Raw genomic sequence first — 24,313 nt, 5'->3', positions numbered from 1 at the left:
ACCCCACCTCATCGTCCCGGGCCCACCGGCCACGACATCGCTCAACGGTCCACTCTCTCACCCGTGCCGGACGGGTCGTTGCTTTCCGCTGCGGTGTCCGGTGCAGGGTCACTCGGCTGCTCCGGGGCGTCTGCCCGGATACCGGTGTCCGACTCTTCCTCGAGGAGTCCCTCGGGCGTGAGACGGTCCTCGGGGCCTTCCGGGTTCTGCGGATCGCCGTCGTTCTCGTCCGTCTCCTGGGAACCGTCCTCCTCGGCCGCCCGGGCCACCGCGCGCTTGCGCTGCGTGTACATACGGAACCCGGCGAGGACGAGCAGAAGGAAACCGCCACCGATGACCAGCATCACGGTGGCCGTGAACTCGGTGACCTTCACGTCGAAGGTGACGCGTTTGCCGTAGGGCTGGCCGTCCTCCGTGAATAGCTGGGCGACGACCGTGGCCTGGCCATTGGCCTGTGCCGACGTGGTGAACTTCACGGTCTGGCTGTGTCCACCGGAGACCGCGACGTCCTGCTCGGAGAAGGCGTCGCCGTCGATCTCCAGGCGCCTCGGGCTCATCGACGTGAGCCGCAGCACTAGGTGGTCGACACCCTGGACCAGGTTGTTCTGCACGGTCACGGGGATCGTGGCGCTGCGTCCGGAGAGCTTGGTCTCCGACTTGTCGATCAGCGTGACCTGTCCGGCCAGCGAGTCGACGTACGCCTCGATGCCGTTGCGGTAGTCCGCGGCCTCCGCGGAGCGGCCGCGCCACGACGTGGACATCGCGCGGTTCATGGCCCGCCCGAAGGGGGTCACCACCCGGGACTTGTTGGTGAGGATCACCTTGAACTTGTCGAGCTTGTCCTGCGTGCCGGCGACCTGCTCGAAGGCCGACCGCGGCAGCTGCTGCTTGCGCAGCGACGAGGGGTACCTGGACGCCGCCGGCACCTTCGTGGTGGCGCCGGAGTCCGGCTTGGCCGTGGCCGCGGCCGTGAGGTCCTGGGACTGGGTCCACGTGCCGTCCTGGAGCGCCGTGACCGCCTCGGCCATCGTCTGGGCCTGGCTCGGCGTGGGCATCCGCTGTGGGGCGAAGACGATGCTGCGCTGTTTGTCCGTCTGGTGGTTGAGGGCCAGGCTCAGGGCCAGGAACCGCTGCACGGCGAGCGTCGAGTTCGACGCCTTCGTCAGGTCGCCCTGGAACGCCGTCGACATCCGAGCGTCCGCGACGACCGCTGTCGTCCCGCCGCCGATGGGGCGGGCCGCGGACGGCGTGTAGGTCAGGCCGCCGGTCTCCACGAGGCTGTCGCTGCGGGCGATCACCTTGTCCGCGCCGGCGGACGTGGCGACCTTGACGATGGACGGGTCGACGGCGCCGTTCACAGGCCAGGCGAAGTCGGTGGACGGCTGCACGTGGAGGATCGAGTCGACCGTGTCAGCGGCGACGTCGGTGGCCTCCTTGAGGTGGTTCAGGGAGCCGGTGACATTGGTGCCGTTGTGCGCCAGGGAGGCCAGGTCGGGGTCGGCGAAGGGCAGGGCGACCACCTCCTTGTCCTGCACCGCGTCCTGGAGCTCGGCCAGCCACTGCGTGGCGACCGTGCGATAGGTGCCCGGCCTGGTCGTGTCACCGTCGCCCTGGACGCGGTAGCGCTCCGTCATCGCGTCCACCGAGGCCAGCAGGTCCGGGTCGATCACCCAGGTGACGTCGAGTTCCTTGCCGAGCGACACGAGCTGTTGCAGCCGGCCGCCCGGGGAGATCTCCTTGGCGAGGTCGTCGTCACGGAAGACCGGCGTCTGCGACTCGTCCGACCCCGTCTGCGCCGTCATGTGCGAGGTGGACATGAGCGGCCACAGAACGGTCGTCCGGGTCTTCGTATCGGCCGCGTCGGGCTGCCACGGCAGGAACGTCCGCTGGATGCCGAGCACCTGGTCCCACGGCCGCGCGGCCGTCTCGCCGGACAGGGAGACGGCGAACTCGTAGACACCGTCCGCGCCAAGATCCAGCTTGTCGACCGGTACGGAGACACTGAAGCGCTGGGAAACGCCCGGAGTGAGCTTGGAGAACTTCTCGACGTACTTTCCGCCCACCGGGGACCCGTCGAGGCGCTCCTGATAGTCGCTGCGCCCCGCGACCGTGTCGATGGCCGAGCGGGTGTTCACGGGCGATCCCAGGCGCAGGTCCACCTGAGCGTCGGTGACCGCCTGCTTGCCTTCGTTGGTCACCGTGCCGGACACCGTGAGGGTGTCGCCCTCACCGGGAACGGTGGGGGTGAGCGAGTCCACAGCGACGGCCACCGTGCCCGAGCCGGAAGCGGCCTCCAGGGAGTCCTGTTCGGCGGCGTGTGTGGAGGTGGCGGCAGGCAGCTGGAGCAGACCGGCCAGCAGAGGCGCCCCGGCGAGCAATGCTCCGGTGCGCCGCATCCACCGGCGGGCAGGTGAGGGACTCATCCCCTGGAAGTCTGCCGCCTCGGCCACGCGCTCGCCCGTCCCTCGTCGTCGTCAGTGGTCGTCGGAATGTGCGTCCACGCATGGTAACGATGCGCGCTGAGAGGAAGTGCCGCGGTCTCATCCACAAGATCGGTTCGGGCCGTCGGTCCTGTCCTGTATGTGCCCCTATAAAGGGGAGCAGTTTCGTACGTCGCAAGAGCAGACCTTGTGCGCGTATCTCCGGAGCTGTCCGCACCACCGAATGTGCACGTTTAATGGAGGCGATCCCGGTCGCCTCGGCCACGTACCCTCTTCTGTTGTGCCGAACGCCAACGAAGACAAGCCCAGCGCCCTGAGCCAGGCGCAGCACCGCGCGGTGAGTGAACTGCTGCGGGTTGCCCCTGTCGCCGACGACCTCGCCCGCCGTTTCCAGGAGGCCGGGTTCTCACTCGCCCTGGTCGGCGGGTCGGTCCGGGACGCGCTGCTCGGCCGGCTCGGCAACGACCTGGACTTCACGACCGACGCTCGTCCCGAGGACGTGTTGAAGATCGTGCGCCCGTGGGCGGACGCCGTGTGGGAGGTCGGTATCGCTTTCGGCACGGTCGGGGCACAGAAGGACGGCTACCAGATCGAGGTGACCACCTACCGCTCGGAGGCGTATGACCGGACCTCGCGCAAGCCCGAGGTGTCGTACGGCGACTCGATCGAGGAGGACCTCGTCCGTCGGGACTTCACGGTGAACGCGATGGCCGTGGCGCTTCCGGCGAAGGAGTTCATCGACCCGCACGGCGGCCTGGAGGACCTCGCGGAGCGTGTGCTGCGCACGCCGGGCACTCCCGAGGAGTCCTTCTCGGACGACCCGCTGCGCATGATGCGGGCGGCGCGCTTCGCGGCACAGCTCGACTTCGAGGTGGCTCCCGAGGTCGTCACCGCGATGAAGGAGATGTCCGGCCGCATCGAGATCGTCTCGGCGGAGCGGGTGCGGGACGAGCTGAACAAGCTGATCCTCTCCGCCCAGCCTCGCAAGGGCCTGACCCTGCTGGTCGACACCGGGCTCGCCGACCATGTGCTGCCCGAGCTCCCGGCTCTGCGCCTGGAGAGCGACGAGCACCACCGCCACAAGGACGTCTACGAGCACACGCTGATCGTCCTGGAGCAGGCGATGGCGCTGGAGGAGAACGGCCCCGACCTGACCCTCCGGCTGTCGGCGCTGCTCCACGACATCGGCAAGCCGCGCACGCGGCGCTTCGAGAAGGACGGCCGGGTCTCGTTCCACCACCACGAGGTGGTCGGCGCGAAGATGACGAAGAAGCGCATGACGGCCCTGAAGTACTCCAACGAACTGGTGAGGGACGTCTCACATCTGGTCGAACTTCACCTGCGCTTCCACGGCTACGGCACGGGTGAGTGGACGGACTCGGCGGTTCGCCGCTATGTCCGCGACGCCGGCCCCCTCCTCGACCGTCTCCACAAGCTGACCCGCTCGGACTGCACCACTCGGAACAAGCGCAAGGCGGCCGCGCTGTCCCGTGCCTACGACGGCCTGGAGGAGCGGATCGCCCAGCTGCAGGAGCAGGAGGAACTGGATTCCATCCGCCCCGACCTCGACGGTAACCAGATCATGGAGATCCTCGGCGTGGGGCCTGGGCCGGTGATCGGGCGGGCTTACAAGCACATGCTGGAGCTTCGGCTGGAGAACGGGCCGATGGTGCATGACGAGGCCGTGGCGGCGCTCAAGGAGTGGTGGGCCGAGCAGGGCTGAGCTTGTGGAGTGGGTCATGTTTCACGTGAAACATGACCCCGCGATGCACTGAGGGCCGGTGTTTCACGTGAAACACCGGCCCTCAGTAGTGAAGAGATCAGATCAGACGTCCTTGAGGCACAGCAGGAACTCGTCGTCGCTCGTGCCCGTCTTCATCGTCTCGGTGTAGAAGCTGGTGGCACCGTCGACCTTGCCGCACTCGGCCTCAGCAGTGAGCTGCGTGTAGTGCCCCTTGACCTTCTTGAGGACCTTCACCTCGGCCTCGGAGGAGGAGCAGTCCACAACCTCCAGCTTGTCATCCGAGACCGACGAGGACGGGGTCTTCAGGCAGTCGCCTTCCGCAGCGTTCTTGGCATCGTCCTGACTCATTACGTAGCCGACGATCATCATGATGGCGACGATCACGACGGCGCTAACGTTCTTGATCGTCTTGAAGGTGACCTTGCGACGCGGCTGCTGCGGCGGAACCGGCGCATAAGGCGCCGCGCCCTGTTGGGGGAACCCGGGCTGGCCCGGCTGCTGCGGGTAGCCGCCCTGGGGCGGGTACGGTGCCTGGGCCTGCGGCTGGCCGTACGGGTTCTGGCCCTGGGCGAACGGATTACCCTGGGGCGGCGGAGTTGTCACTTGGGGGTCCCCCTAGAACATGGGTGCGTGGCGCGAACTAAGCGCGGAAATAAGACGCACGTAAGTTACCGGGCCCCACTGACACCGGAGCGGCCGGGAGTGGCTCTGTGTCATTGATGTGACACAGGCTGGCGTTCAAAGCGGGCCATAGCCGCAGCAACTGCCGCGTAGATAACGGCGACAGTGACCACGAGCGGCACCGAGCGTCCGTCCGGCGGCAGCATCAGCGCGGCGACGCCTGCCGCTCCGACGAAGGAGACGTTGAACAGCACGTCGTACACGGAGAAAATCCGGCCACGGAATCCGTCCTCGACCGAGGCCTGCACGATCGTGTCAGTGGAGATCTTCGCTCCCTGCGTCGTCAGGCCCAGGACGAATGCCGCCGCCAGCATGGGAGTTGGGGTGAACGGGAGACCGAGCGCGGGCACAAGGATCGCTGCGGTCCCCGCGCATACGGCGATCCAGAGGCCTGCGCCCAGTCGCCCCGCAGCCCAAGGAGTCGCCACGGCCGCCGCGAAGAAGCCGGCGGCAGAAATGGCCAACGCCAGCCCCAGCAAGGCGAGTCCGTCGTCGGCGTTCGAGGAGAAGGCGTACCGGCAGAGCATCAGCAGCATGACCAGCAGGGCGCCGTAGCAGAAGCGCATCAGGGTCATCGTGAACAGCGCCCAGACGGCCTCCCGCCGCGGCGGTGTGGCGAGATGGCGTACCCCCGCCACCAGGTCGCGCGCCGTGCCGGAGATGGCCGTCGCGAGTTGCTGCTGCACCAACTCTTGGTCGGGCCCCAGCAGTTCCCGGGACATGCGCAGTGACGCCAGTCCCGCGCACAGGTACAGCGCGGCCCCCAGAAGCACCACGGCCGCGTCGGAGTCCCACGCCACCAGCCGTACGACGAAGGCCAGGCCGGCACCCGCGGTCGCCGCGAGCGTCCCGGCGGTCGGGGACAGGGAGTTGGCGATGACGAGCCGGTCTTCGTCGACCACGCGCGGCAGTGCGGCGGACAGGCCGGACAGGACGAAGCGGTTGACGGCGGTGACACACAGGGCGGAGACATAGAAGAGCCAGTCGGGGGCCCCGGTAATGATCAGAGCGGCCGTCGCCGAGGCCAGTGCCGTGCGCAGCAGGCTGCCGTAGAGCAGGACCTGGCGGCGGCGCCAGCGGTCCAGGAGAACGCCGGAGAACGGGCCCACCAGGGAGTACGGCAGGAGCAGTACCGCCATCGCGGAGGCGATCGAGGCGGCCGAGGTCTGTTTCTCCGGGGAGAAGACGACGTACGTGGCGAGTGCGGTCTGGTAGACGCCGTCGGCGCCCTGCGAGAGCAGACGTACGACGAGCAGGCGCCGGAAGTTCCGGAAGCGCAGCAGGACCCGCAGGTCGCGTACGACGGACATGGGGCACAGCCTCACATACGGGGAGGGTCCCCGGGCGGTACAACCCGGGGACCCTCGGCAGCTCTGGCAGGAGCGTTCTAGTGCGGCGCTGAGGAGCCTTAGCGCTCGACCTCACCCTTGATGAACTTCTCGACGTTCTCGCGGGCCTGGTCGTCGAAGTACTGGACCGGCGGGGACTTCATGAAGTACGAGGAGGCGGAAAGGATCGGGCCGCCGATGCCGCGGTCCTTGGCGATCTTCGCGGCGCGCAGGGCGTCGATGATGACGCCGGCGGAGTTCGGGGAGTCCCAGACCTCGAGCTTGTACTCCAGGTTCAGCGGGACGTCACCGAAGGCGCGGCCCTCGAGGCGGACGTAGGCCCACTTGCGGTCGTCGAGCCAGGCGACGTAGTCGGACGGGCCGATGTGGACGTTCTTCTCGCCGAGCTCACGGTCGGGGATCTGCGAGGTGACGGCCTGCGTCTTGGAGATCTTCTTGGACTCGAGGCGGTCACGCTCGAGCATGTTCTTGAAGTCCATGTTGCCGCCGACGTTCAGCTGCATCGTGCGGTCCAGGACGACGCCGCGGTCCTCGAACAGCTTCGCCATGACGCGGTGCGTGATGGTCGCGCCGACCTGGGACTTAATGTCGTCGCCGACGATCGGGACGCCCGCCTCGGTGAACTTGTCCGCCCACTCCTTCGTACCGGCGATGAAGACCGGCAGGGCGTTGACGAAGGCGACCTTGGCGTCGATCGCGCACTGGGCGTAGAACTTCGCCGCGTCCTCGGAGCCCACGGGCAGGTAGCAGACGAGGACGTCGACCTGCTTGTCCTTGAGGGTCTGGACGACGTCGACCGGGGCCTCGGCGGACTCCTCGATGGTCTCGCGGTAGTACTTGCCGAGGCCGTCGAGGGTGTGGCCGCGCTGGACGGTCACACCGGTGCTCGGCACGTCGCAGATCTTGATGGTGTTGTTCTCGCTGGCGCCGATCGCGTCCGCGAGGTCGAGACCGACCTTCTTCGCGTCGACGTCGAAGGCGGCGACGAACTCGACGTCACGGACGTGGTAGTCGCCGAACTGCACGTGCATCAGACCGGGGACCTTGGACGCCGGGTCGGCGTCCTTGTAGTACTCGACTCCCTGAACCAGCGACGCGGCGCAGTTGCCGACGCCGACGACGGCTACGCGAACCGAACCCATTCCGGTTGCTCCCTGTGTGTACGAGTGAGGCCCTGAGTGGGCTCTCACGTGGCGGTGTCGCCGGGCGAATCCGTCCCGGGGGTACCCCCGGGACGGGGCAGATCGCCCGGCTCTCCAGATGTGGTGTCCTGCTGAGCGGCCCCCCCGGAAGCGGAACCCTTCAGGTCCCGCCCGGCTCGCTCGCTCTCGATGAGCTCGTTCAGCCAGCGCACTTCGCGCTCCACGGACTCCATCCCGTGGCGCTGGAGCTCAAGCGTGTAGTCGTCGAGGCGCTCCCGCGTGCGGGCGAGAGAGGCGCTCATCTTTTCCAGGCGCTCCTCCAGCCGGCTGCGGCGGCCCTCCAGCACGCGCATGCGCACGTCCTGTGGTGTGCGTCCGAAGAAGGCAAATCGGGCAGCGAAGTGCTCGTCCTCGTACGCGTCGGGGCCGGTCTGCGAGAGCAGTTCCTCGAAGTGTTCCTTACCTTCCGCCGTCAACCGGTAGACGATCTTGGCGCGACGCCCCGCGAGTGGTGCGGCGAGGGCGTCCTCGGCGGTGCTCCCCGGTTCCTCGATCAACCAGCCGTTGGCGACCAGCGTCTTGAGGCAGGGGTAGAGCGTGCCGTAGCTGAACGCACGGAACACGCCCAGCGACGTATTGAGTCGTTTGCGCAGCTCATAGCCGTGCATCGGGGATTCGCGGAGCAGTCCGAGTACGGCGAACTCGAGGATGCCGGAACGTCGGCTCATCCCCTCGCCTCCTCGTCATATCTCGCGCTGATGTATCGACTCGATACATCAAGACGATAGAACGGCCTTCCGGGCGCGACAAGTGGGGGAACGGTGAACGGGATCACATCAACGATTCATGTGGAGCGAGTTGCCCGATTTGGGGTGAAGTTCGGGACTAGGTGGGCTTTGACGGTGCGTAGTCTGTGCGCCATGCACAGCACCGGGAACCGAGTGAAGCCTGAGGGCGTCGTTGTCCTTGGTGCAGTACGGGTGAATGCGGAACCGACCGCATCCGTACTTCGGGGGGACCGGAAAACAGCCGCCGTTGTCAGGCGCGCAGGGGTGCGCCTGCCCGAGGAGTAGTCGTTCGATGAGCGAGCACCGTCGCAAACCGCCGCACCCGCAGGGAGGCGGACGTGCCGCGGCCCGACGCGGCCAGGCCGGCTCGTCCTCCGGCCGCCGAGCGGCACCGCGAGGCGCCACCGGATCTCCTTCCGACTCGTACGGGTCGGGTCCCAGCGGTTCGGAAGGCGAGGAACGTCCGTACGGCGGACGCGCCGAGGCACGGCGCGCTGCCCAGAGAGGCGCAGGCAGCCGCCGTAGAGCGGCCGAACCGGCCCGGGGCGGCCGCCGTGCCGCTCCCGGCGGTCCGGGCGGCCCCGGACGCGGCAGAGGGCGTTCGGCCCCGCCTGCCAAGAAGCGGTTCATCGACTATCCCCGCGCGGGCAAGTACGGAGCGGCGCGCTGGGTGCCGTCGTGGCGGCTTGTCACGGGTACGTTCCTCGCCTTCATGGGCGGTCTGGTCGCTGCGGCGGGCATCGGGTACGCCATGGTGGGCATCCCGAAGCAGCAGGACACGGCCCTGGCCCAGAACAACGTCTTCTACTGGTCCAACAACAAGCAGATGGCGTCGACCGGTGGGCAGACCAACCGTCAGCTCGTGAGTAACTCGGAGATCCCGAAGGCCATGAAGGACGCGGTGGTCTCCGCCGAGAACGCGTCCTTCTACGAGGACAACGGCATTGACCCCGCGGGTATCGGGCGAGCCCTCCTCAACATGGCGAGGGGCGGCGAAACGCAGGGTGGCTCGACCATCACCCAGCAGTTCGTGAAGAACACTTACCTGAGCCAGGAACAGACGCTCTCCCGCAAGTTCAAGGAACTGTTCATCTCCATCAAGGTGGGCCAGAAGATGTCCAAGGACGACATCCTCGCGGGCTACCTGAACACCGCCTACTACGGGCGTAACGCCTATGGCATCCAGGCGGCGGCCCAGGCGTACTTCGGCGTGGACGCCGAGAAGCTCACCCCCTCCCAGTGCGCCTTCCTCGCTGCCGTACTGAAGGGCCCGAACTTCTACAACCCTGACGGCGGTGTGGGAGCCAACGCCACGGAGAAGGCCAACACGAAGCGGGCCAAGGAACGCTGGTCGTGGATCCTGGACCGCATGGTCGAGGTCGAACGAATGACTCCGGCGGAGCGTGCCAAGGTCGGCGCCTTCCCCACCTTGAAGAAGCAGACCTCAAATCTGTCCGGTCAGTCCGGTTATCTCATCGACATCGCCAAGGAGTACGTCGCCAAGAAGGCGAACCTGTCCCCCGAGGACCTGGAGAAGGGCGGCTACCGGATCTACACGACCTTCGACAAGCAGAAGGTCAACGAGCTGGCGGCGGCCGTCGAGAAGACGGAGAAGAGCTTCCTCGACCCCAAGAAGCGCGAGAAGGACAAGTACGTCCAGTTCGGCGGTGCGTCGGTCGACCCCAAGACCGGGGCGATCGTCGCGCTGTACGGCGGCGCGGGCTACAACAAGGGGCACTACTCCAACAACGCCAACACTCTGGGTGTGCCGGTCGGATCGACCTGGAAGCCCATCGTGCTGGCTGCCGCGATGAAGTACGGGACGTACCAGACCAACGGAAAGCCGCTCTCGCCGTTGGCCAAGTACAACGGCAACGACCTCCTCGAGATCAAGGACCAGAACGGCGACCCGATCATGGGCGACAACGGAAAGCCGTTCCGTCAGAAGAACGAGGGCACCACGGCCTGGGGTGATGTGACGCTCAGGAAGGCCATGGAGCAGTCGATCAACAGCCCGTTCGCTCAGCTGGGTATCGACGTCGGGCTGTCCAGGACCCAGCTGATGGCCAAGGAGATGGGCATCTCGTCGGCCTTTTTCGACAAGGCCAACCTCAGGAACGTGTCGTTCTCGCTCGGTACATCGACGCCCAGCGCCATTCGTATGGCAGACGCGTACGGCGCCTTCGCCAACGACGGCAAACACTTTGAACCGTTCTCCGTCACCAAGGTGATCAAGGATGGCAGGGAGCTCCCCGGGTTCGAGAAGCCGGAGGGGGAAGACGCCATGGAGCCGAACGTCGCGAACAACGTGACGGACGTCCTGGAGAACGTCGTCAAGAACGGCACCGGCAAGAAGGTCGCGGACATCGGGTTCCCGGTGGCCGGCAAGACGGGTACGACCGACGAGAACAAGTCGGCGTGGTTCGTCGGCTACACCAGGGAACTGTCCACGGCAGTGACGCTGTTCCGCACGGACCCCGCCAAGGGCAAGCTGCTGTCCATGAACGGCACCGGTGGCGTGCCGTCCATCCACGGTGGTGACATCCCGGCGCAGGTCTGGAAGGACTACATGGTCGAGGCCATGAAGAGCTGGGACACGCCTGAGCCCTTCCCCGAGGCCGAGCCCATCGGTGAAATCATCAACGACACCCCGACACCGAGCGCGATTCCCACTCCCACGGAGACCGAGGAAGAGAGCCCGAGCCCGACGCCGACGCCCTCCGAGTCGCTCACTTCGCCGTCGCCGTCGCCGACCGAGACCTGCGGAGAGTTCGACTGGCAGTGCAACAACGCCAACGGCGGACAGAACGGCGGCTCAGACGGAGGCACGACGACGTCACCGACACCCACGGAGACGGAGACGGACAACTCCGGAGGTAATGCCAACGGCAACGGAGGCATCTTCGGCGGGTCGTCAGGCTAGATCGACAGCCGAACGCGAGGCAGAAGGCCGGTGGCCGGTACCCATGGAGGTGGGTGCCGGCCACCGGCCTTTGTCGCCTCTACGGCCCATCGCATGGCGGCCTGTTTCACGTGAAACGTCGGTTTCACGTGAAACACTCAGCCGCCGCGGGCCCAGCGTCCTCGCCCCGTTCTCAGACAGGTACGGCAGGATGTGCCCCATGCCCAGTGCAGAGACGACGCCCACGAGCGTGCACGAGCCCGACCCGGTGCGGCCGACCGCGGAGGACGAGGTCGCCGCCAACGGGAGTGAGCTGATCGGCGGCCCCATCGGCCGGCGTGCCCTGCTCGGGACGTCCTGGTGGACTCCCGTGCGGATCATCGCGCTCGTGGCGATCGGTATGTTCGCCCTCGGCCTGGTCCAGAAGGCGCCCTGCTACAACGGCGCCTGGTTCTTCGGCGCCAGCTCGCAGTACACACATGCCTGCTACTCGGACATCCCGCACCTCTATCAGGGGCGTGGCTTCGCCGACGGGCTCGTGCCGTACTTCGACAAGCTCCCCGGCGACATGGAGTACCTCGAGTACCCGGTGCTGACCGGCGTGTTCATGGAGGTCGCCTCCTGGCTCACGACCGGGAGCGGCACCATCCAGCACCAGGAGCAGTGGTACTGGATGGTCAACGCCGGAATGCTGATGGCGTGCGCGGCCGTTATCGCCGTCTGTGTGAGCCGCACGCACACCCGGCGCCCCTGGGACGGGCTGCTGGTCGCTCTGGCGCCCGCCTTCGCGCTGACCGCGACCATTAACTGGGACCTGCTGGCCGTCGCCCTGACGGCCGCAGCGATGCTGATGTGGTCACGCGGCCGCGCCCTCGCCTTCGGCATCCTGCTGGGGCTCGCCACGGCCGCGAAGCTCTACCCGGTCTTCCTGCTCGGGCCGCTGCTCGTTCTGTGCTGGCGTGTGGGCAAGTGGCGGGACTTCGGGAAGGCGCTTGGCGGCACCGTAGTCGCCTGGCTGGTCGTGAACCTGCCGGTGATGCTGCTCGCCTGGGACGGGTGGTCGCAGTTCTACCGGTTCAGTCAGGAACGGGGCGTCGACTTCGGATCCTTCTGGTTGATCTTGGCCCAGAACTCCACCGACCCGCTCAGCACAGAGACGGTCAACACGCTTGCCACGCTGCTGATGCTGCTGTGCTGTGCCGGCGTCGCCGCGCTCACGCTCACCGCGCCGCGACGTCCGCGGTTCGCCCAGCTGGCCTTCCTGATCGTCGCGGCGTTCATCCTCACCAACAAGGTCTACTCGCCGCAGTACGTCCTGTGGCTGGTGCCGCTGGCCGCGCTGGCCCGGCCGAGGTGGCGGGACTTCCTCATCTGGCAGGCGTGCGAGGTTGCCTATTTCCTCGGGATCTGGCTCTACCTCGCGTACACAACCAGCGGGGACGCCCACAAGGGGCTGCCGCCCGACGGCTACCACTGGGCCATCGGCGTGCACCTGCTGGGGACGCTGTACCTGTGCGCCATCGTCGTACGGGACATCCTCATGCCGGACCGCGATCCGGTGCGCCGGGCCGGCGAGGACGACCCGTCGGGCGGGGTGCTCGACGAGGCGGAGGACGTGTTCGTGTTCGGGCCCGCGGCCCATCCGCCACGGCACGCGGCCCACTTCGACGGCCCGTATGTGGAGTGGGGCAGTCCGGGGAAGGCGACCGAAGGTTCGCTCTGAGCGAACAGGCAAGGTGGCGCAAACAAATGGCCGTACACGGAGGAGTTCCGTGTACGGCCTTTCGCTGTTAGGGCGCTGTCGAGCAGGTTGCTCAGCGGTCGACGATCCTGTCGAACTGCGTGGTGGTGTGCCGCAGATGGGCGACCAGCTCGTCGCCGACCTTCGGCTCGGGGGCGTCCGCAGGGACGAACAGGATGGACACTTGCATGTGCGGCGGCTCGGCGAACCAGCGCTGCTTGCCGCCCCACACGAAGGGAGAAAGGTTCCGGTTGACCGTGGCGAGGCCGGCCCGGGCGACGCCCTTGGCGCGCGGCATGACGCCGTGCAGGGCCTTGGGGGCCTCCAGGCCCACCCCGTGCGACGTACCGCCCGCCACGACCACCAGGAAGCCGTCGGAGGCCGTCTTCTGCTGCCGGTAGCCGAAGCGGTCGCCCTTGGAGACGCGCGTGACGTCCAGGACCGCGCCGCGGTACTCGGTGGCCTCGTGGTCGCCGAGCCACAGCCGGGTGCCGATGCGGGCCCGGAAGCGGGTCTGCGGGAACTGCTGTTGCAGACGGGCGAGTTCCTCGGCTTTGAGGTGGCTGACGAACATCGTGTGCAGCGGCAGCCGGGCCGCACGCAGGCGGTCCATCCAGCCGATGACCTCCTCGACGGCGTCCGAGCCGTCGGTGCGGTCCAGCGGCAGGTGGATGGCGAAGCCCTCGAGCCGGACATTCTCTATGGCGGCGTGCAGCTGCGGCAGATCGTGCTCGCTCACGCCGTGCCGCTTCATCGAGGACATCACCTCGATGACCACGCGGGCGCCTACGAGGCCGTACACGCCGTCCACGGACGACACCGAGCGGATGACCCGGTCGGGCAGCGGTACCGGCTCCTCGCCGCGCCGGTACGGCGTCAGCACCAGCAGGTCACCACCGAACCAGTCCTTGATGCGCGCGGCCTCGTACGTCGTTCCGACGGCGAGGACGTCGGAACCCAGGCGCGTGGCCTCTTCCGCCAGCCGCTCGTGCCCGAACCCGTAGCCGTTGCCCTTGCAGACCGGGACGAGTCCCGGGAACTGCTCCTGCACGTGCTTGTGGTGCGCCCGCCAGCGCGCGGTGTCGACGTAGAGCGTGAGCGCCATGGCCGGACCTGGAACCTTTCTCGGGGCTGCGGTGTATCAGAGGTATGGAAGCTATCGACGGTGCAGCTGTTGACGGTATCGAAGTAGAGACCGCGAGGTCAGCGACGCGACATGTAGATGTCGAGCGCCTTGTGGAGCAGCTTGTTCAGCGGGAAGTCCCACTCACCGAGGTACTCGGCGGCCTGCCCGCCCGTGCCCACCTTGAACTGGATCAGGCCGAAGAGGTGGTCGGTCTCGTCCAGCGAGTCGGAGATGCCGCGCAGGTCGTAGACGGTGGCGCCGAGCGCGTAGGCATCGCGCAACATCCGCCACTGCATCGCGTTCGAGGGCCGGACCTCACGGCCGATGTTGTCGGAGGCTCCGTAGGAGTACCAGACGTGTCCGCCGACGATCAGCATCGTCGCCGCCGACAGGTTCACACCGTTGTGGCGGGCGAAGTACAGCCGCATACGGTTGGGGTCCTCAGTGTTCAGGGCCGTCCACATGCGCTGGAAGTACGACAGCGGACGCGGCCGGAAATGGTCGCGCACAGCCGTGATCTCGTACAGCCGCTGCCACTCCTCCAGGTCCTGGTAGCCGCCCTGGACGACCTCGACGCCGGCCTTCTCCGCCTTCTTGATGTTGCGTCGCCACAGCTGGTTGAAGTTCTTGTGGACCTCTTCCAGAGACCGGTTGGCCAGCGGCACCTGGTAGACGTAGCGGGGCTGTACGTCGCCGAAGCCGGCCCCGCCGTCCTCGCCCTGCTGCCAGCCCATACGGCGCAGCTTGTCGGCGACCTCGAAGGCGCGCGGCTCGATGAAGTCGGCCTCGATGTCGCGCAGCCGCTTCACGTCCGGGTTCTGGATTCCCTGCTTGATGGAGCCCGCCTCCCAGCGCCGGATGATCACCGGTGGGCCCATCTTCACGGAGAAGGCGCCCTGCTGCTTCAGGTGCGCCAGCATCGGTTCCAGCCACTCCGTCAGATTCGGCGCGAACCAGTTGATGACCGGACCCTCGGGCAGATAAGCGAGGTAGCGCTTGATCTTGGGCAGCTGCCGGTAGAGGACGAGTCCGGCACCGACGAGTTCGCCGCTCTTGTCGAACCAGCCGAGGCTCTCCGAGCGCCACTCAGCCTTGACGTCCGCCCAGGCCGGGACCTGCATGTGGCTCGCCGACGGCAGGCTCTGGATGTACGCCAGATGCTGCTCGCGACTGATCGTCCTCAGGGTCAGGCTCATTCGGGGCGCTCCTCGGGCTGGTGTGTCCCCATGGGTACAGGGGCTCCGGCTCTCGCGCCGAAGCCTACTGCGCCTGGCGAGCGCCCCGACTGGGCGTACGGAAGCTTCGCCCCGGCCTGGTGGCCGCCGAGGCGTTCGAAGGTGCGCTATGCGGGGTTCTACCGGTGTTCGGAGGGCGGTCTCCGTGACCGGTGCGGGGAGGACAGTGCCCCTGGCGTCAGAAGACCCCGCCGAAGAGGCCGCCGTGCGCCATGCCGAGGAAGAAGCCGACCGCCGAGGCACCGAGACCGATGATCAGTCCGAAGCGCTCGCGGGTCGTCTCCGAGATCCACTGCCCGTACGCGCCGGTGAGGATTCCCACCAGGCCGGTCCAGGAGCTGAGCAGGTGCAGGTTGTGGAACATCGCCGTGACGAAGGCCGTGATGCCCAGCACCAGGGTCACCACGAGCAGGGTGTCTTGGAGAGGGTGGGGCTTTCCGTCCGTGGCGAAAAGGCCTCCGACGGTGTTGGGTCGCAATGCCTGTGCCATAGGGCACCTCCTGCGGAAGGCGGCGCATCGTAGCGCCATACACACCCGATGTGTACAGATTGTGGCCGCCGGCGGCCGGATTTCAACCGGAAGCCGGTGTGCGGGTACTGTGTAGCGTCTGCAGCGGTGTCTGCCCGGGCCAGCTCGGGGGCAACCGTGAGGTCACCCCCGATTGTCAGTGGCGGCCGATACCGTTGCGTACGCATCACAACCCTCCTGCCACGGAACGACCGTGGCCGCTGAGTCCAAAGGAGGTGGGTTCCACATGCGTCACTACGAGGTGATGGTCATCCTCGACCCCGATCTGGAGGAGCGCGCTGTCGCCCCCCTGATCGAGAACTTCCTCTCCGTCGTCCGTGAGGGCAACGGAAAGGTCGAGAAGGTCGACACCTGGGGCCGTCGTCGTCTCTCGTACGAGATCAAGAAGAAGCCTGAGGGCATCTACTCGGTCATCGATCTGCAGGCTGAGCCCGCGATCGTCAAGGAGCTCGACCGCCAGATGAACCTGAACGAGTCGGTCCTCCGGACCAAGGTCCTCCGCCCCGAGACCCACTGAGCCTTCCCGCTCAGCTGAACTCGGGATTCGAGTAGCAGCAACCAAGCAGCCAGAGCAGCAAACCCGCCGAGAGGTTCCCCCATGGCAGGCGAGACCGTCATCACGGTCGTCGGCAATCTTGTCGACGACCCCGAGCTGCGCTTCACCCCGTCCGGTGCGGCGGTCGCGAAGTTCCGTGTCGCGTCCACCCCCCGCACCTTCGACCGCCAGACGAACGAGTGGAAGGACGGCGAGAGCCTGTTCCTGACCTGCTCGGTCTGGCGTCAGGCGGCGGAGAACGTCGCCGAGTCGCTCCAGCGAGGCATGCGCGTCATCGTGCAGGGCCGGCTGAAGCAGCGGTCCTACGAGGACCGCGAGGGCGTCAAGCGCACGGTCTACGAGCTGGACGTCGAGGAAGTCGGCGCCAGCCTGCGTAACGCCACTGCCAAGGTCACCAAGACTTCCGGTGGCGCTCGCGGTGGCCAGGGTGGTTACGGCGGCGGTGGCGGCCAGGGTGGCGGCGGCTGGGGTGGAAACTCCGGCGGCGGTCAGCAGGGCGGCGGAGCTCCCGCCGACGACCCGTGGGCGACCGGTGCTCCCGCCGGTGGCCAGCAGGGCGGCGGCGGTGGCGGCGGCTGGGGTGGAAACTCCGGCGGCGGTCAGCAGGGCGGCGGCTACTCGGACGAGCCCCCCTTCTAGGCCCTCGGGCCGAGGGTGGGTCGTACCCACACTTCTTGATCACACAGGAGAAACATCATGGCGAAGCCGCCTGTGCGCAAGCCGAAGAAGAAGGTCTGCGCTTTCTGCAAGGACAAGGTCACGTACGTGGACTACAAGGACACGAACATGCTGCGGAAGTTCATTTCCGACCGCGGCAAGATCCGTGCCCGCCGCGTGACCGGCAACTGCACGCAGCACCAGCGTGACGTCGCCACGGCCGTCAAGAACAGCCGTGAGATGGCGCTGCTGCCCTACACCTCCACCGCGCGATAAGGGAAGGGTGACCGACCAATGAAGATCATCCTCACCCACGAGGTCTCTGGCCTCGGCGCCGCGGGCGACGTCGTCGACGTCAAGGACGGTTACGCTCGCAACTACCTGATCCCGCGGAAGTTCGCTATCCGCTGGACCAAGGGTGGCGAGAAGGACGTCGAGCAGATCCGTCGTGCTCGCAAGATCCACGAGATCCAGACCATCGAGCAGGCCAACCAGATCAAGGGCCAGCTCGAGGCGGTCAAGGTTCGTCTGGCCGTCCGCTCCGGCGACGCCGGTCGTCTCTTCGGCTCCGTCACCCCGGCTGACGTCGCTTCCGCGATCAAGGCCGCCGGTGGTCCCGAGGTCGACAAGCGCCGCATCGAGCTCGGTGCGCCGATCAAGACCCTGGGCGCTCACGAGACGTCCGTGCGTCTGCACCCCGAGGTTGCCGCCAAGGTCAACATCGAGGTCATCGCGGCCTGATTGCCGCGCTCGGCTTGGACAGCTGAGAGGAGGGGCCGTACCCGTTGGGGTACGGCCCCTCCTCTGTGCGGCCAGCGGCAGCGTCTTCCTGGTGCGAGCAGACGGTTTCGAGGCGCGGGCAGCTGATCGCGGCAAGTCCGTTTCACGTGAAACCGCGTGTTTCACGTGAAACATTCAGCGCGTCGCACCCGTGACGATCCAGCGGCCCGAGCGGGTGCGGAGCCAGAGGGTCAGCATGCGCACCGTCATCATCAGCGTCATGGCTGCCCACACTGCGGTGAGGCCGCCGCCGGTCATGGGGACGAGTAGAGCCACTGGAATGAACACAGCCAGGGTGATCACCATGGCCCACGCCAGGTACGGTCCGTCGCCTGCTCCCATGAGGACGCCGTCGAGGATGAAGACGATGCCGCAGATCGGTTGGGAGAGCGCCACCATGAGCAGGGCAGGGAGGGCTGTGTCCTGGACGACCGTGTCGCTGGTGAACAACGGCAGGAAGAGTGGCCGGGTGATCACCACGAGCAGTCCGAGTACGACGCCGGCTGCGATCCCCCACTGCACCATGCGGCGACAGGCAGCTCGGGCGCCCTCGGCGTCGCCGGCACCGAGGTACCGGCCGATGATGGCCTGTCCGGCGATGGCGATGGCGTCCAACGCGAAGGCGAGCAGGCTCCACAACGACAGGATGATCTGGTGCGCGGCGATGTCGGCGTCTCCGAGGCGGGCCGCGACAGCCGTGGCAATCATCAGAATCGCTCGCAGCGAGAGGGTGCGGACCAGCAGCGGCACCCCGGCCTGTGCACAGGCCCTTATGCCTGCCGCGTCGGGGCGTAGGGAGGCACCGTGCTCGCGGGCGCCGCGGACGACGACCACGAGGTAGACCGCGGCCATGCCGCACTGGGCGATGACGGTGCCCCAGGCGGATCCGGCGATGCCGAGGCCGACGCCATAGACAAGGCCTACGTTAAGGACGGCATTGGCGACGAAGCCCGCTCCGGCGACATAGAGGGGAGTCCTGGTGTCCTGCAGTCCACGCAGGACGCCGGTGGCAGCCAGTACGACGAGCATGGCCGGGATACCGAGGGCGGAGATCCGTAGATAGGTGGTTGCGTACGGGGCCGCTGTGTCCGAGGCGCCGAAGAGTTCCACGATGAACGGTGCCATGGGGAGGACGACCGCGACGACGACGGCGCCGAGAAGGAGGGCCAGCCAGATACCGTCCATGCCTTGGCGGATGGCGGCCTGGAGGTCGCCGGCGCCTACGCGGCGGGCAACGGCCGCTGTGGTGGCGTAGGCGAGGAAGACGAACACGCTGACGGCTGTCATGAGGAGGGCTGAGGCGACTCCGAGTCCGGCGAGTTGTGCTGTGCCGAGGTGGCCGACGATCGCGCTGTCGGCCATGACGAACAGGGGCTCGGCGACGAGTGCGCCGAAGGCCGGAACGGCCAGGGCGACGATCTCTCGGTCGTGCTGTCGCCGGGCGGCCTTGGGAGTCGCGGGAGCCTGTGTCATGGCCACCAATCTAATCGTCCACAGGTAAGAGATGCAATGGAGTAGTGACCCTTACTTGCTCACTTGTGGTGTGTGCTTGCGCGCACCGTTCGAAGAGATCTTGGTCCGACTGGGAAAGTTTTTCTTCTGCACAGTCGGTGGACGGTAAACAAGCAGGTCAGGAGCATTGTGTGCGAACCTCTGGGGGCTTGTTCACAGGGCTGTCCACCGTGTCGTGCACAGGTTTCGTGGAGTTCTCCACAGCATCGGGGCCGTCGTCCACATGGCCTGTGGATAACCAGATTGGCTGACGGTGCCGACAGGCCTACCGTGGTCCGGCGCCCACTCCGTCCGTCGGTCGGGAAAACGTCACAAAACCGACGTGCCAGGACCGGAGCTGGGCCTCTTATTTGTCAGTGGCGTGCCGTAGAACTGAGGGGCACGGCGAGGTCCGCTCGGCGGACGGGAGGAGGTGGCTCGGTGAGTATTTCCGAGCCCTTGGACGACCCCTGGGCCGACAGCGGTCCCAGTGATCGTCTGCCCGCCTCCCGCCGACGTGGTGACGGCGGCCGTGGACGCGACGAGCAACATGATCGCGGCCGGGACAGCGGTCAGTGGGACGGCGGAGGTTCGGCCTTCGAGCGGGTACCGCCGCAGGATCTCGACGCCGAGCAGTCCGTCCTCGGCGGCATGCTGCTGTCCAAGGACGCCATCGCCGATGTCGTCGAGGTCATCAAGGGCCATGACTTCTACAAGCCCGCGCACGAGACGATCTTCCAGGCGATCCTCGACGTATATGCCAAGGGTGAGCCCGCCGACCCCATCACCATCGCCGCCGAGCTCACCAAGCGCGGCGAGATCAACAAGGTCGGCGGCGCCGCGTACCTTCACACGCTCGTCCAGACGGTGCCGACGGCGGCGAACGCCGAGTACTACGCGGAGATCGTCCACGAGCGGGCCGTCCTGCGCCGCCTCGTCGAGGCGGGCACCCGCATCACGCAGATGGGATACGCGGCCGACGACGACGTCGACGAGATCGTCAACCGCGCCCAGGCCGAGGTCTACGCGGTCACCGAGCAGCGCACCAGCGAGGACTATCTGCCGCTCGGCGACATCATGGAGGGCGCGCTCGACGAGATCGAGGCGATCGGCTCGCGCTCCGGCGAGATGACGGGTGTGCCCACCGGGTTCACGGACCTCGACTCGCTCACCAACGGACTGCACCCGGGACAGATGATCGTCATCGCGGCCCGTCCGGCCATGGGTAAGTCCACGCTCGCCCTGGACTTCGCGCGGGCGGCGTCGATCAAGCACAACCTGGCGAGCGTCATCTTCTCCCTGGAAATGGGGCGCAACGAGATCGCGATGCGTCTGCTGTCGGCCGAGGCGCGCGTGGCCCTGCACCACATGCGTTCCGGAACCATGACGGATGAAGACTGGACCCGCCTGGCGCGTCGGATGCCTGAGGTGTCGGCGGCGCCTCTCTACATCGACGACTCCCCGAACCTGTCGATGATGGAGATCCGGGCGAAGTGCCGTCGGCTGAAGCAGCGCAATGACATCAAGCTCGTGATCATCGACTATCTGCAGCTGATGCAGGCCGGTGGGTCGAAGCGTTCCGAGAGCCGTCAGCAGGAGGTCTCGGACATGTCCCGTAACCTCAAGCTGCTGGCCAAGGAGCTGGAGGTCCCGGTGATCGCGCTCTCGCAGCTCAACCGTGGTCCCGAGCAGCGTACGGACAAGAAGCCGATGGTGTCCGACCTGCGTGAGTCCGGCTCCATCGAGCAGGACGCCGACATGGTGATCCTGCTGCACCGTGAGGACGCCTACGAGAAGGAGTCGCCGCGCGCGGGCGAGGCGGACATCATCGTGGGCAAGCACCGTAACGGTCCGACGGCGACGATCACGGTCGCCTTCCAAGGGCACTACTCGCGTTTCGTCGACATGGCACAGACCTGATCCACGGTGTAGGTTCTCTGTCTCCGCGTCATTTTCTCTGCCGCCGTGGCATGGCGATGGCAGTCCTGACAGCGTCTGGAGAACCACAGTTCAGGGGCATCACCCGATCAGGTGATGCCCCTGAACTCTGCCTCCTGCGGTTCATGCCCGGTGCGACTCTCGTCGTGTCGAGCTGAGTGGCCGACAGGGGATGGATCGTGGAGATCGGACCGGCCGAGGACGTGACGGTGAGCCGCCGTCGTGTCGATGGGGCTGTGGAGGAGAACCGCCCCTGGGAAGCTGTGGATATCTCCCGGCTGTCGCAGGCATCGCCGTGGCGTACGTACCGCTGGTACAGCGGGCAGCAGCACTACTCGGGTACGTACTGGTCGGTGACGGTACGCGACCACGTGATCTACGAGTCGAGGCTGGAGCTTGCGCGGCTGCTGCTCGCCGACTTCGATCCGTCGGTACGGCACATCGCGGCCCAGCCGTTCCTGCTGAAGGCGCAGGTGCAGGGCAAAGTCCGCAAGCACATCCCCGACTACCTGCTGCTGACGCGGGAGGGCCCGCTGGTCGTCGATGTGAAGCCGAGTCGCCGACTGGAGAACCCGGAGGTGGTCTTCACCTTCGCCTGGACACGCCAGGTCGTGCAGGACCGCGGGTGGGCCTATCAGGTGCTGAGCGAACCGGAGCCGGCGTTGTTGGAGAACGTGCGGTTCCTCGCCGGATACCGCCGTGTCTGGCTCTTCCCCGCTGATGTACTGGAAGCAGCCGATGGGGCCATCGTGGACGGGATGCCCCTCGACGAGGCCCTCGGCGCGGTGGGCGGGTTCGCCCCCGAGCTTGTCCGGGCCGGGGTCTTCCACCTGCTGTGGTCAGGCCGGTTCACGACGGACCTTCGACAACCGCTCGGTCCAGCGCATGTGCTGCGGAGGCCGGCCTGAGTGGGGCGGGCACACGGGTGGGTATCGGCACCCACTTCCATTACGACGGCGAGACCGTCGAGGTGGTGGAGATGGCCGCGACCGCCGCGGGCAACGAGGTGGTCCTCAAGAACGCCCGCGGAGGACTGCTGCGGGTCAGCCTGAAGGAACTGCTCTTCTCCGAGCGGGCAGCAGTCATTCCCTGCTCAGGGCGGCCCCGATGCCACCGACGAGGGGGGACTCGCAGGGGTCGTGCTGGGACAGCTGTCGGAGCCGCAACGACGGCAGGTGATTGAGCAGGCAGAGCACGTCCGGGAGGTGCTGACAGGCTTCCGCTCCGGTAGCCGCGAGCTGTCCCGTGGCGGGGAACCACGCCCGGAGTTCGCACCGGACCTTCCCTTGGACGCTCGTTATGCCGCCAAGGCGGCCGAACTCGGCGTCGCGAACCGCACGGTCCGACGGTGGGCGGCCGCCTACCAGCGCGGCGGCGAAGCAGGGCTGGCGCCGCGGACACGGCCGGCGAAGTCCGCTGCTGACCGGGTAGACGAGCGGTGGGTCGAGACCGCGCTGGAGGTGATGGTCGAGCACACCGACGCCTCGAAGCCGTCGCGCAAGATGGTGATCGACCGTGTCAGGGCCCGCGTCATCGCCCGCTACGGGCCCGAGGTGGTGCGACTGCCGAGCCAAGCGGTCGCCTACCGGGTGTTGGCGGAGCTGGAGTGTCGACATCCGCTGTTCCGGCTGAGTACGAAGCGGAACCGGGACATCGCCGACCGGCCGGAGGGACCTTACGGGAAACTGCGGCCGACGCGACCGGGTGAGTATTTGCTGATGGACTCCACGCGGCTGGATGTGTTCGCGTTCGATCCGCTAACACTGCGGTGGGTTCAGGCCGAGCTGTCGGTGGGGATGGACTGGTACACCCGCTGCATCACCGGAATCAGGGTGACGCCGGTCTCCACGAAGGCTGTGGACGTCGCGGCGGTCCTCTTCGAATCCTTCCGCCCTTGGCCGTTCGGGAAGGACTGGCCGCGCGGGGCGGTCTGGCCCGAGCACGGCATCCCGCGCACCGCGCTGGTCGACGTCGCCGTCGAAGGGATCGGCTTGGCCTCGCCACCGATCGCCCCGGAGACCCTGGTGGTCGACCACGGCAAGGTCTACCTCTCGGACCATCTCAGCAGCGTCTGCCGCAGGATGGGCATCTCCATCCAGCCAGCCCGCTTGCGCACGGGGCGGGACAAGGGGCCGGTGGAGCGGTTCTTCCGCACCCTGCGCGAGGATCTGCTGCAGGCTCTGCCCTGCTACAAGGGACCCGACATCCACTCCCGCGGCGAGTACGTGGAAGGGGAGGCGTTCTTCTTCCTCGACGAGCTGGAGGAGATCATCCGGGAGTGGGCCGCGACGGTCTACCACTGCCGACCGCACTCCAGCCTGGTTGACCCGGGCCTGCCGGGGCTGCGTATGTCTCCGGCCCAGATGTTCGAGCACGGCATGGCCCGAGCCGGGCACATCGAGGTGCCCCGCGACCGTGATCTCGCATTTGAGTTCCTGCCCACGAAGTGGCGCACGATCCAGCACTACGGCGTCGAGATCGACGGCCGCCGCTACCGCGGTCCCGGCCTGCCGGCGGCTAGCACAAAGAGCCCGTACACCTACCGTGGTAAACACGATCACTGGCCGTTCCAGGTCAACCCCGACGACATCACGACGGTTTGCTTCCGTGATACTGACCGGGGCTGGCACAGGCTGCAGTGGGAGCACGCTCCGGTGATCCGGATGCCGCTGAGCGAGGAGGCCCTGGTCTTCGCTCGGCAGCTTGCAAAGAGGAAGTACCGCTACCCCGACGACCAACTCGCCGTCGCCGACCTGCTGGAACGGTGGAACGTCGGACTGGGCACCACCTCGGCCGAGCGGCGCATGGCACTGCGTCTCTCAAGAGAACAGGTCGCCCTGGAGCTGCCCGAGACTGCTGAAGAGACGGCCGTTTCCCTTCCGTCCGTACTCCGGGCCCTGGGTGAGGCGGAGGAGACGTCGTGCCTCGGTCTGGAGAGAGTCGGGGACATGGAGGGCGGGGACGACGACGAGGCGGATCTGGAAGATTCGATGGTGATTTCTATGCCGACGCCTTGGAGGACGCGTGACGGGCGCTGCAAGCCCGGGCCTGGGAAATCTGGCGCTCTCGCGCAAAGAGGGCTTTCGGGCCTTTGCTGAGGCGCCCCGCCGAATCCAGCCCGAACTTCTCAAGCGGACTGCGCTGCAGGGCTTGAGTAGTGACGCGCGAGCTGAGTACGACCGGCGACGCCGGGACTGGCATGCCAATCTCGGC

Annotated in this window: 19 protein-coding genes; 10 read left to right on the top strand and 9 right to left on the bottom strand. The window is 67.1% G+C overall.

Annotated elements, in window-relative coordinates; translation table 11 throughout:
* Positions 1-41: 41 nt before the first annotated feature.
* Positions 42-2,450 (bottom strand): DUF6049 family protein, encoded by a 2,409-nt coding sequence (locus tag AQJ67_RS24160; protein WP_062721168.1) that lies wholly within the window; start codon positions 2,448-2,450, stop codon positions 42-44.
* A 271-nt stretch (positions 2,451-2,721) separates the two neighbouring features.
* On the opposite strand from AQJ67_RS24160, the gene AQJ67_RS24155 reads away from it, so the two are divergent.
* Positions 2,722-4,164 carry a CCA tRNA nucleotidyltransferase gene (locus AQJ67_RS24155; protein WP_062721167.1) on the top strand — a complete coding sequence of 481 codons (1,443 nt, stop codon included), beginning with the start codon at positions 2,722-2,724 and terminating at the stop codon, positions 4,162-4,164.
* Positions 4,165-4,266: 102 nt separating this feature from the next.
* Here AQJ67_RS24155 and AQJ67_RS24150 read toward each other — a convergent pair whose 3' ends face one another.
* From AQJ67_RS24150 to AQJ67_RS24135, 4 genes are all read right to left on the bottom strand, one after another.
* Positions 4,267-4,788 (bottom strand): LppU/SCO3897 family protein, encoded by a 522-nt coding sequence (locus tag AQJ67_RS24150; protein ID WP_062721166.1) that lies wholly within the window; start codon positions 4,786-4,788, stop codon positions 4,267-4,269.
* Positions 4,789-4,898: 110 nt separating this feature from the next.
* Complete coding sequence (locus AQJ67_RS24145; protein ID WP_062721165.1) at positions 4,899-6,176, bottom strand: MFS transporter; 1,278 nt, start codon at positions 6,174-6,176, stop codon at positions 4,899-4,901.
* A 98-nt stretch (positions 6,177-6,274) separates the two neighbouring features.
* Positions 6,275-7,357, bottom strand: a complete 1,083-nt coding sequence (locus AQJ67_RS24140) for an inositol-3-phosphate synthase (RefSeq protein ID WP_062721164.1) — start codon at positions 7,355-7,357, stop codon at positions 6,275-6,277.
* Positions 7,358-7,401: 44 nt separating this feature from the next.
* Positions 7,402-8,085: a PadR family transcriptional regulator gene (locus AQJ67_RS24135; RefSeq protein ID WP_062721163.1), complete on the bottom strand. Its 684-nt coding sequence runs from the start codon at positions 8,083-8,085 to the stop codon at positions 7,402-7,404.
* A 352-nt stretch (positions 8,086-8,437) separates the two neighbouring features.
* On the opposite strand from AQJ67_RS24135, the gene AQJ67_RS24130 reads away from it, so the two are divergent.
* Both AQJ67_RS24130 and AQJ67_RS24125 read left to right on the top strand, forming a co-directional pair.
* A complete protein-coding gene (locus tag AQJ67_RS24130; protein WP_079056131.1) occupies positions 8,438-11,068 on the top strand; it encodes a transglycosylase domain-containing protein in 2,631 nt (876 codons plus the stop codon).
* Between the two features lie 199 nt (positions 11,069-11,267).
* Positions 11,268-12,770, top strand: a complete 1,503-nt coding sequence (locus AQJ67_RS24125; RefSeq protein WP_062721161.1) for a glycosyltransferase family 87 protein — start codon at positions 11,268-11,270, stop codon at positions 12,768-12,770.
* 91 nt (positions 12,771-12,861) lie between these two features.
* On the opposite strand, the gene AQJ67_RS24120 is transcribed toward AQJ67_RS24125, so the two are convergent.
* From AQJ67_RS24120 to AQJ67_RS24110, 3 genes are all read right to left on the bottom strand, one after another.
* Positions 12,862-13,893 carry an alanine racemase gene (locus AQJ67_RS24120; RefSeq protein WP_062721160.1) on the bottom strand — a complete coding sequence of 344 codons (1,032 nt, stop codon included), beginning with the start codon at positions 13,891-13,893 and terminating at the stop codon, positions 12,862-12,864.
* Positions 13,894-13,991: 98 nt separating this feature from the next.
* Positions 13,992-15,110: a peptidoglycan bridge formation glycyltransferase FemX gene (gene femX, locus AQJ67_RS24115; RefSeq protein ID WP_062721159.1), complete on the bottom strand. Its 1,119-nt coding sequence runs from the start codon at positions 15,108-15,110 to the stop codon at positions 13,992-13,994.
* Between the two features lie 217 nt (positions 15,111-15,327).
* Positions 15,328-15,639, bottom strand: coding sequence for a hypothetical protein (locus AQJ67_RS24110; RefSeq protein ID WP_062721158.1), 312 nt, complete (start codon positions 15,637-15,639; stop codon positions 15,328-15,330).
* 265 nt (positions 15,640-15,904) lie between these two features.
* On the opposite strand from AQJ67_RS24110, the gene rpsF reads away from it, so the two are divergent.
* The 4 genes from rpsF (at position 15,905) to rplI (ending at position 17,632) form a co-directional block, all read left to right on the top strand.
* Entirely contained in the window at positions 15,905-16,195 is a 291-nt protein-coding gene (gene rpsF, locus AQJ67_RS24105) for a 30S ribosomal protein S6 (protein WP_010353482.1), read from the top strand.
* Between the two features lie 81 nt (positions 16,196-16,276).
* On the top strand, positions 16,277-16,873 hold the full coding sequence (locus AQJ67_RS24100; protein ID WP_062721157.1) for a single-stranded DNA-binding protein: 597 nt from the start codon (positions 16,277-16,279) through the stop codon (positions 16,871-16,873).
* Between the two features lie 57 nt (positions 16,874-16,930).
* On the top strand, positions 16,931-17,167 hold the full coding sequence (gene rpsR, locus AQJ67_RS24095) for a 30S ribosomal protein S18 (RefSeq protein WP_003949403.1): 237 nt from the start codon (positions 16,931-16,933) through the stop codon (positions 17,165-17,167).
* A gap of 18 nt (positions 17,168-17,185) precedes the next feature.
* Positions 17,186-17,632, top strand: a complete 447-nt coding sequence (gene rplI, locus AQJ67_RS24090) for a 50S ribosomal protein L9 (RefSeq protein ID WP_062721156.1) — start codon at positions 17,186-17,188, stop codon at positions 17,630-17,632.
* Between the two features lie 174 nt (positions 17,633-17,806).
* On the opposite strand, the gene AQJ67_RS24085 is transcribed toward rplI, so the two are convergent.
* Positions 17,807-19,144, bottom strand: a complete 1,338-nt coding sequence (locus tag AQJ67_RS24085; RefSeq protein ID WP_062721155.1) for an MATE family efflux transporter — start codon at positions 19,142-19,144, stop codon at positions 17,807-17,809.
* 459 nt (positions 19,145-19,603) lie between these two features.
* Between AQJ67_RS24085 and dnaB the strand changes: the two genes are divergently transcribed.
* The 3 genes from dnaB to AQJ67_RS24070 all read left to right on the top strand — a co-directional run bounded on the left by dnaB (position 19,604) and on the right by AQJ67_RS24070 (position 24,198).
* Positions 19,604-21,082, top strand: coding sequence for a replicative DNA helicase (gene dnaB, locus AQJ67_RS24080; RefSeq protein ID WP_062721154.1), 1,479 nt, complete (start codon positions 19,604-19,606; stop codon positions 21,080-21,082).
* Between the two features lie 197 nt (positions 21,083-21,279).
* The gene (locus tag AQJ67_RS24075; protein WP_244190570.1) at positions 21,280-22,008 is read left to right on the top strand and encodes a TnsA-like heteromeric transposase endonuclease subunit; all 729 of its coding nucleotides are present in this window, start codon (positions 21,280-21,282) and stop codon (positions 22,006-22,008) included.
* Between the two features lie 378 nt (positions 22,009-22,386).
* Positions 22,387-24,198, top strand: coding sequence for a helix-turn-helix domain-containing protein (locus tag AQJ67_RS24070; protein ID WP_244190569.1), 1,812 nt, complete (start codon positions 22,387-22,389; stop codon positions 24,196-24,198).
* Positions 24,199-24,313: the final 115 nt, after the last annotated feature.

The organism is Streptomyces caeruleatus, from assembly GCF_001514235.1.
GTDB classification, from domain to species: domain Bacteria; phylum Actinomycetota; class Actinomycetes; order Streptomycetales; family Streptomycetaceae; genus Streptomyces; species Streptomyces caeruleatus.
Note: the sequence above shows the minus strand (reverse complement) of the source record. Positions and strands in the feature narration are given on the sequence as shown.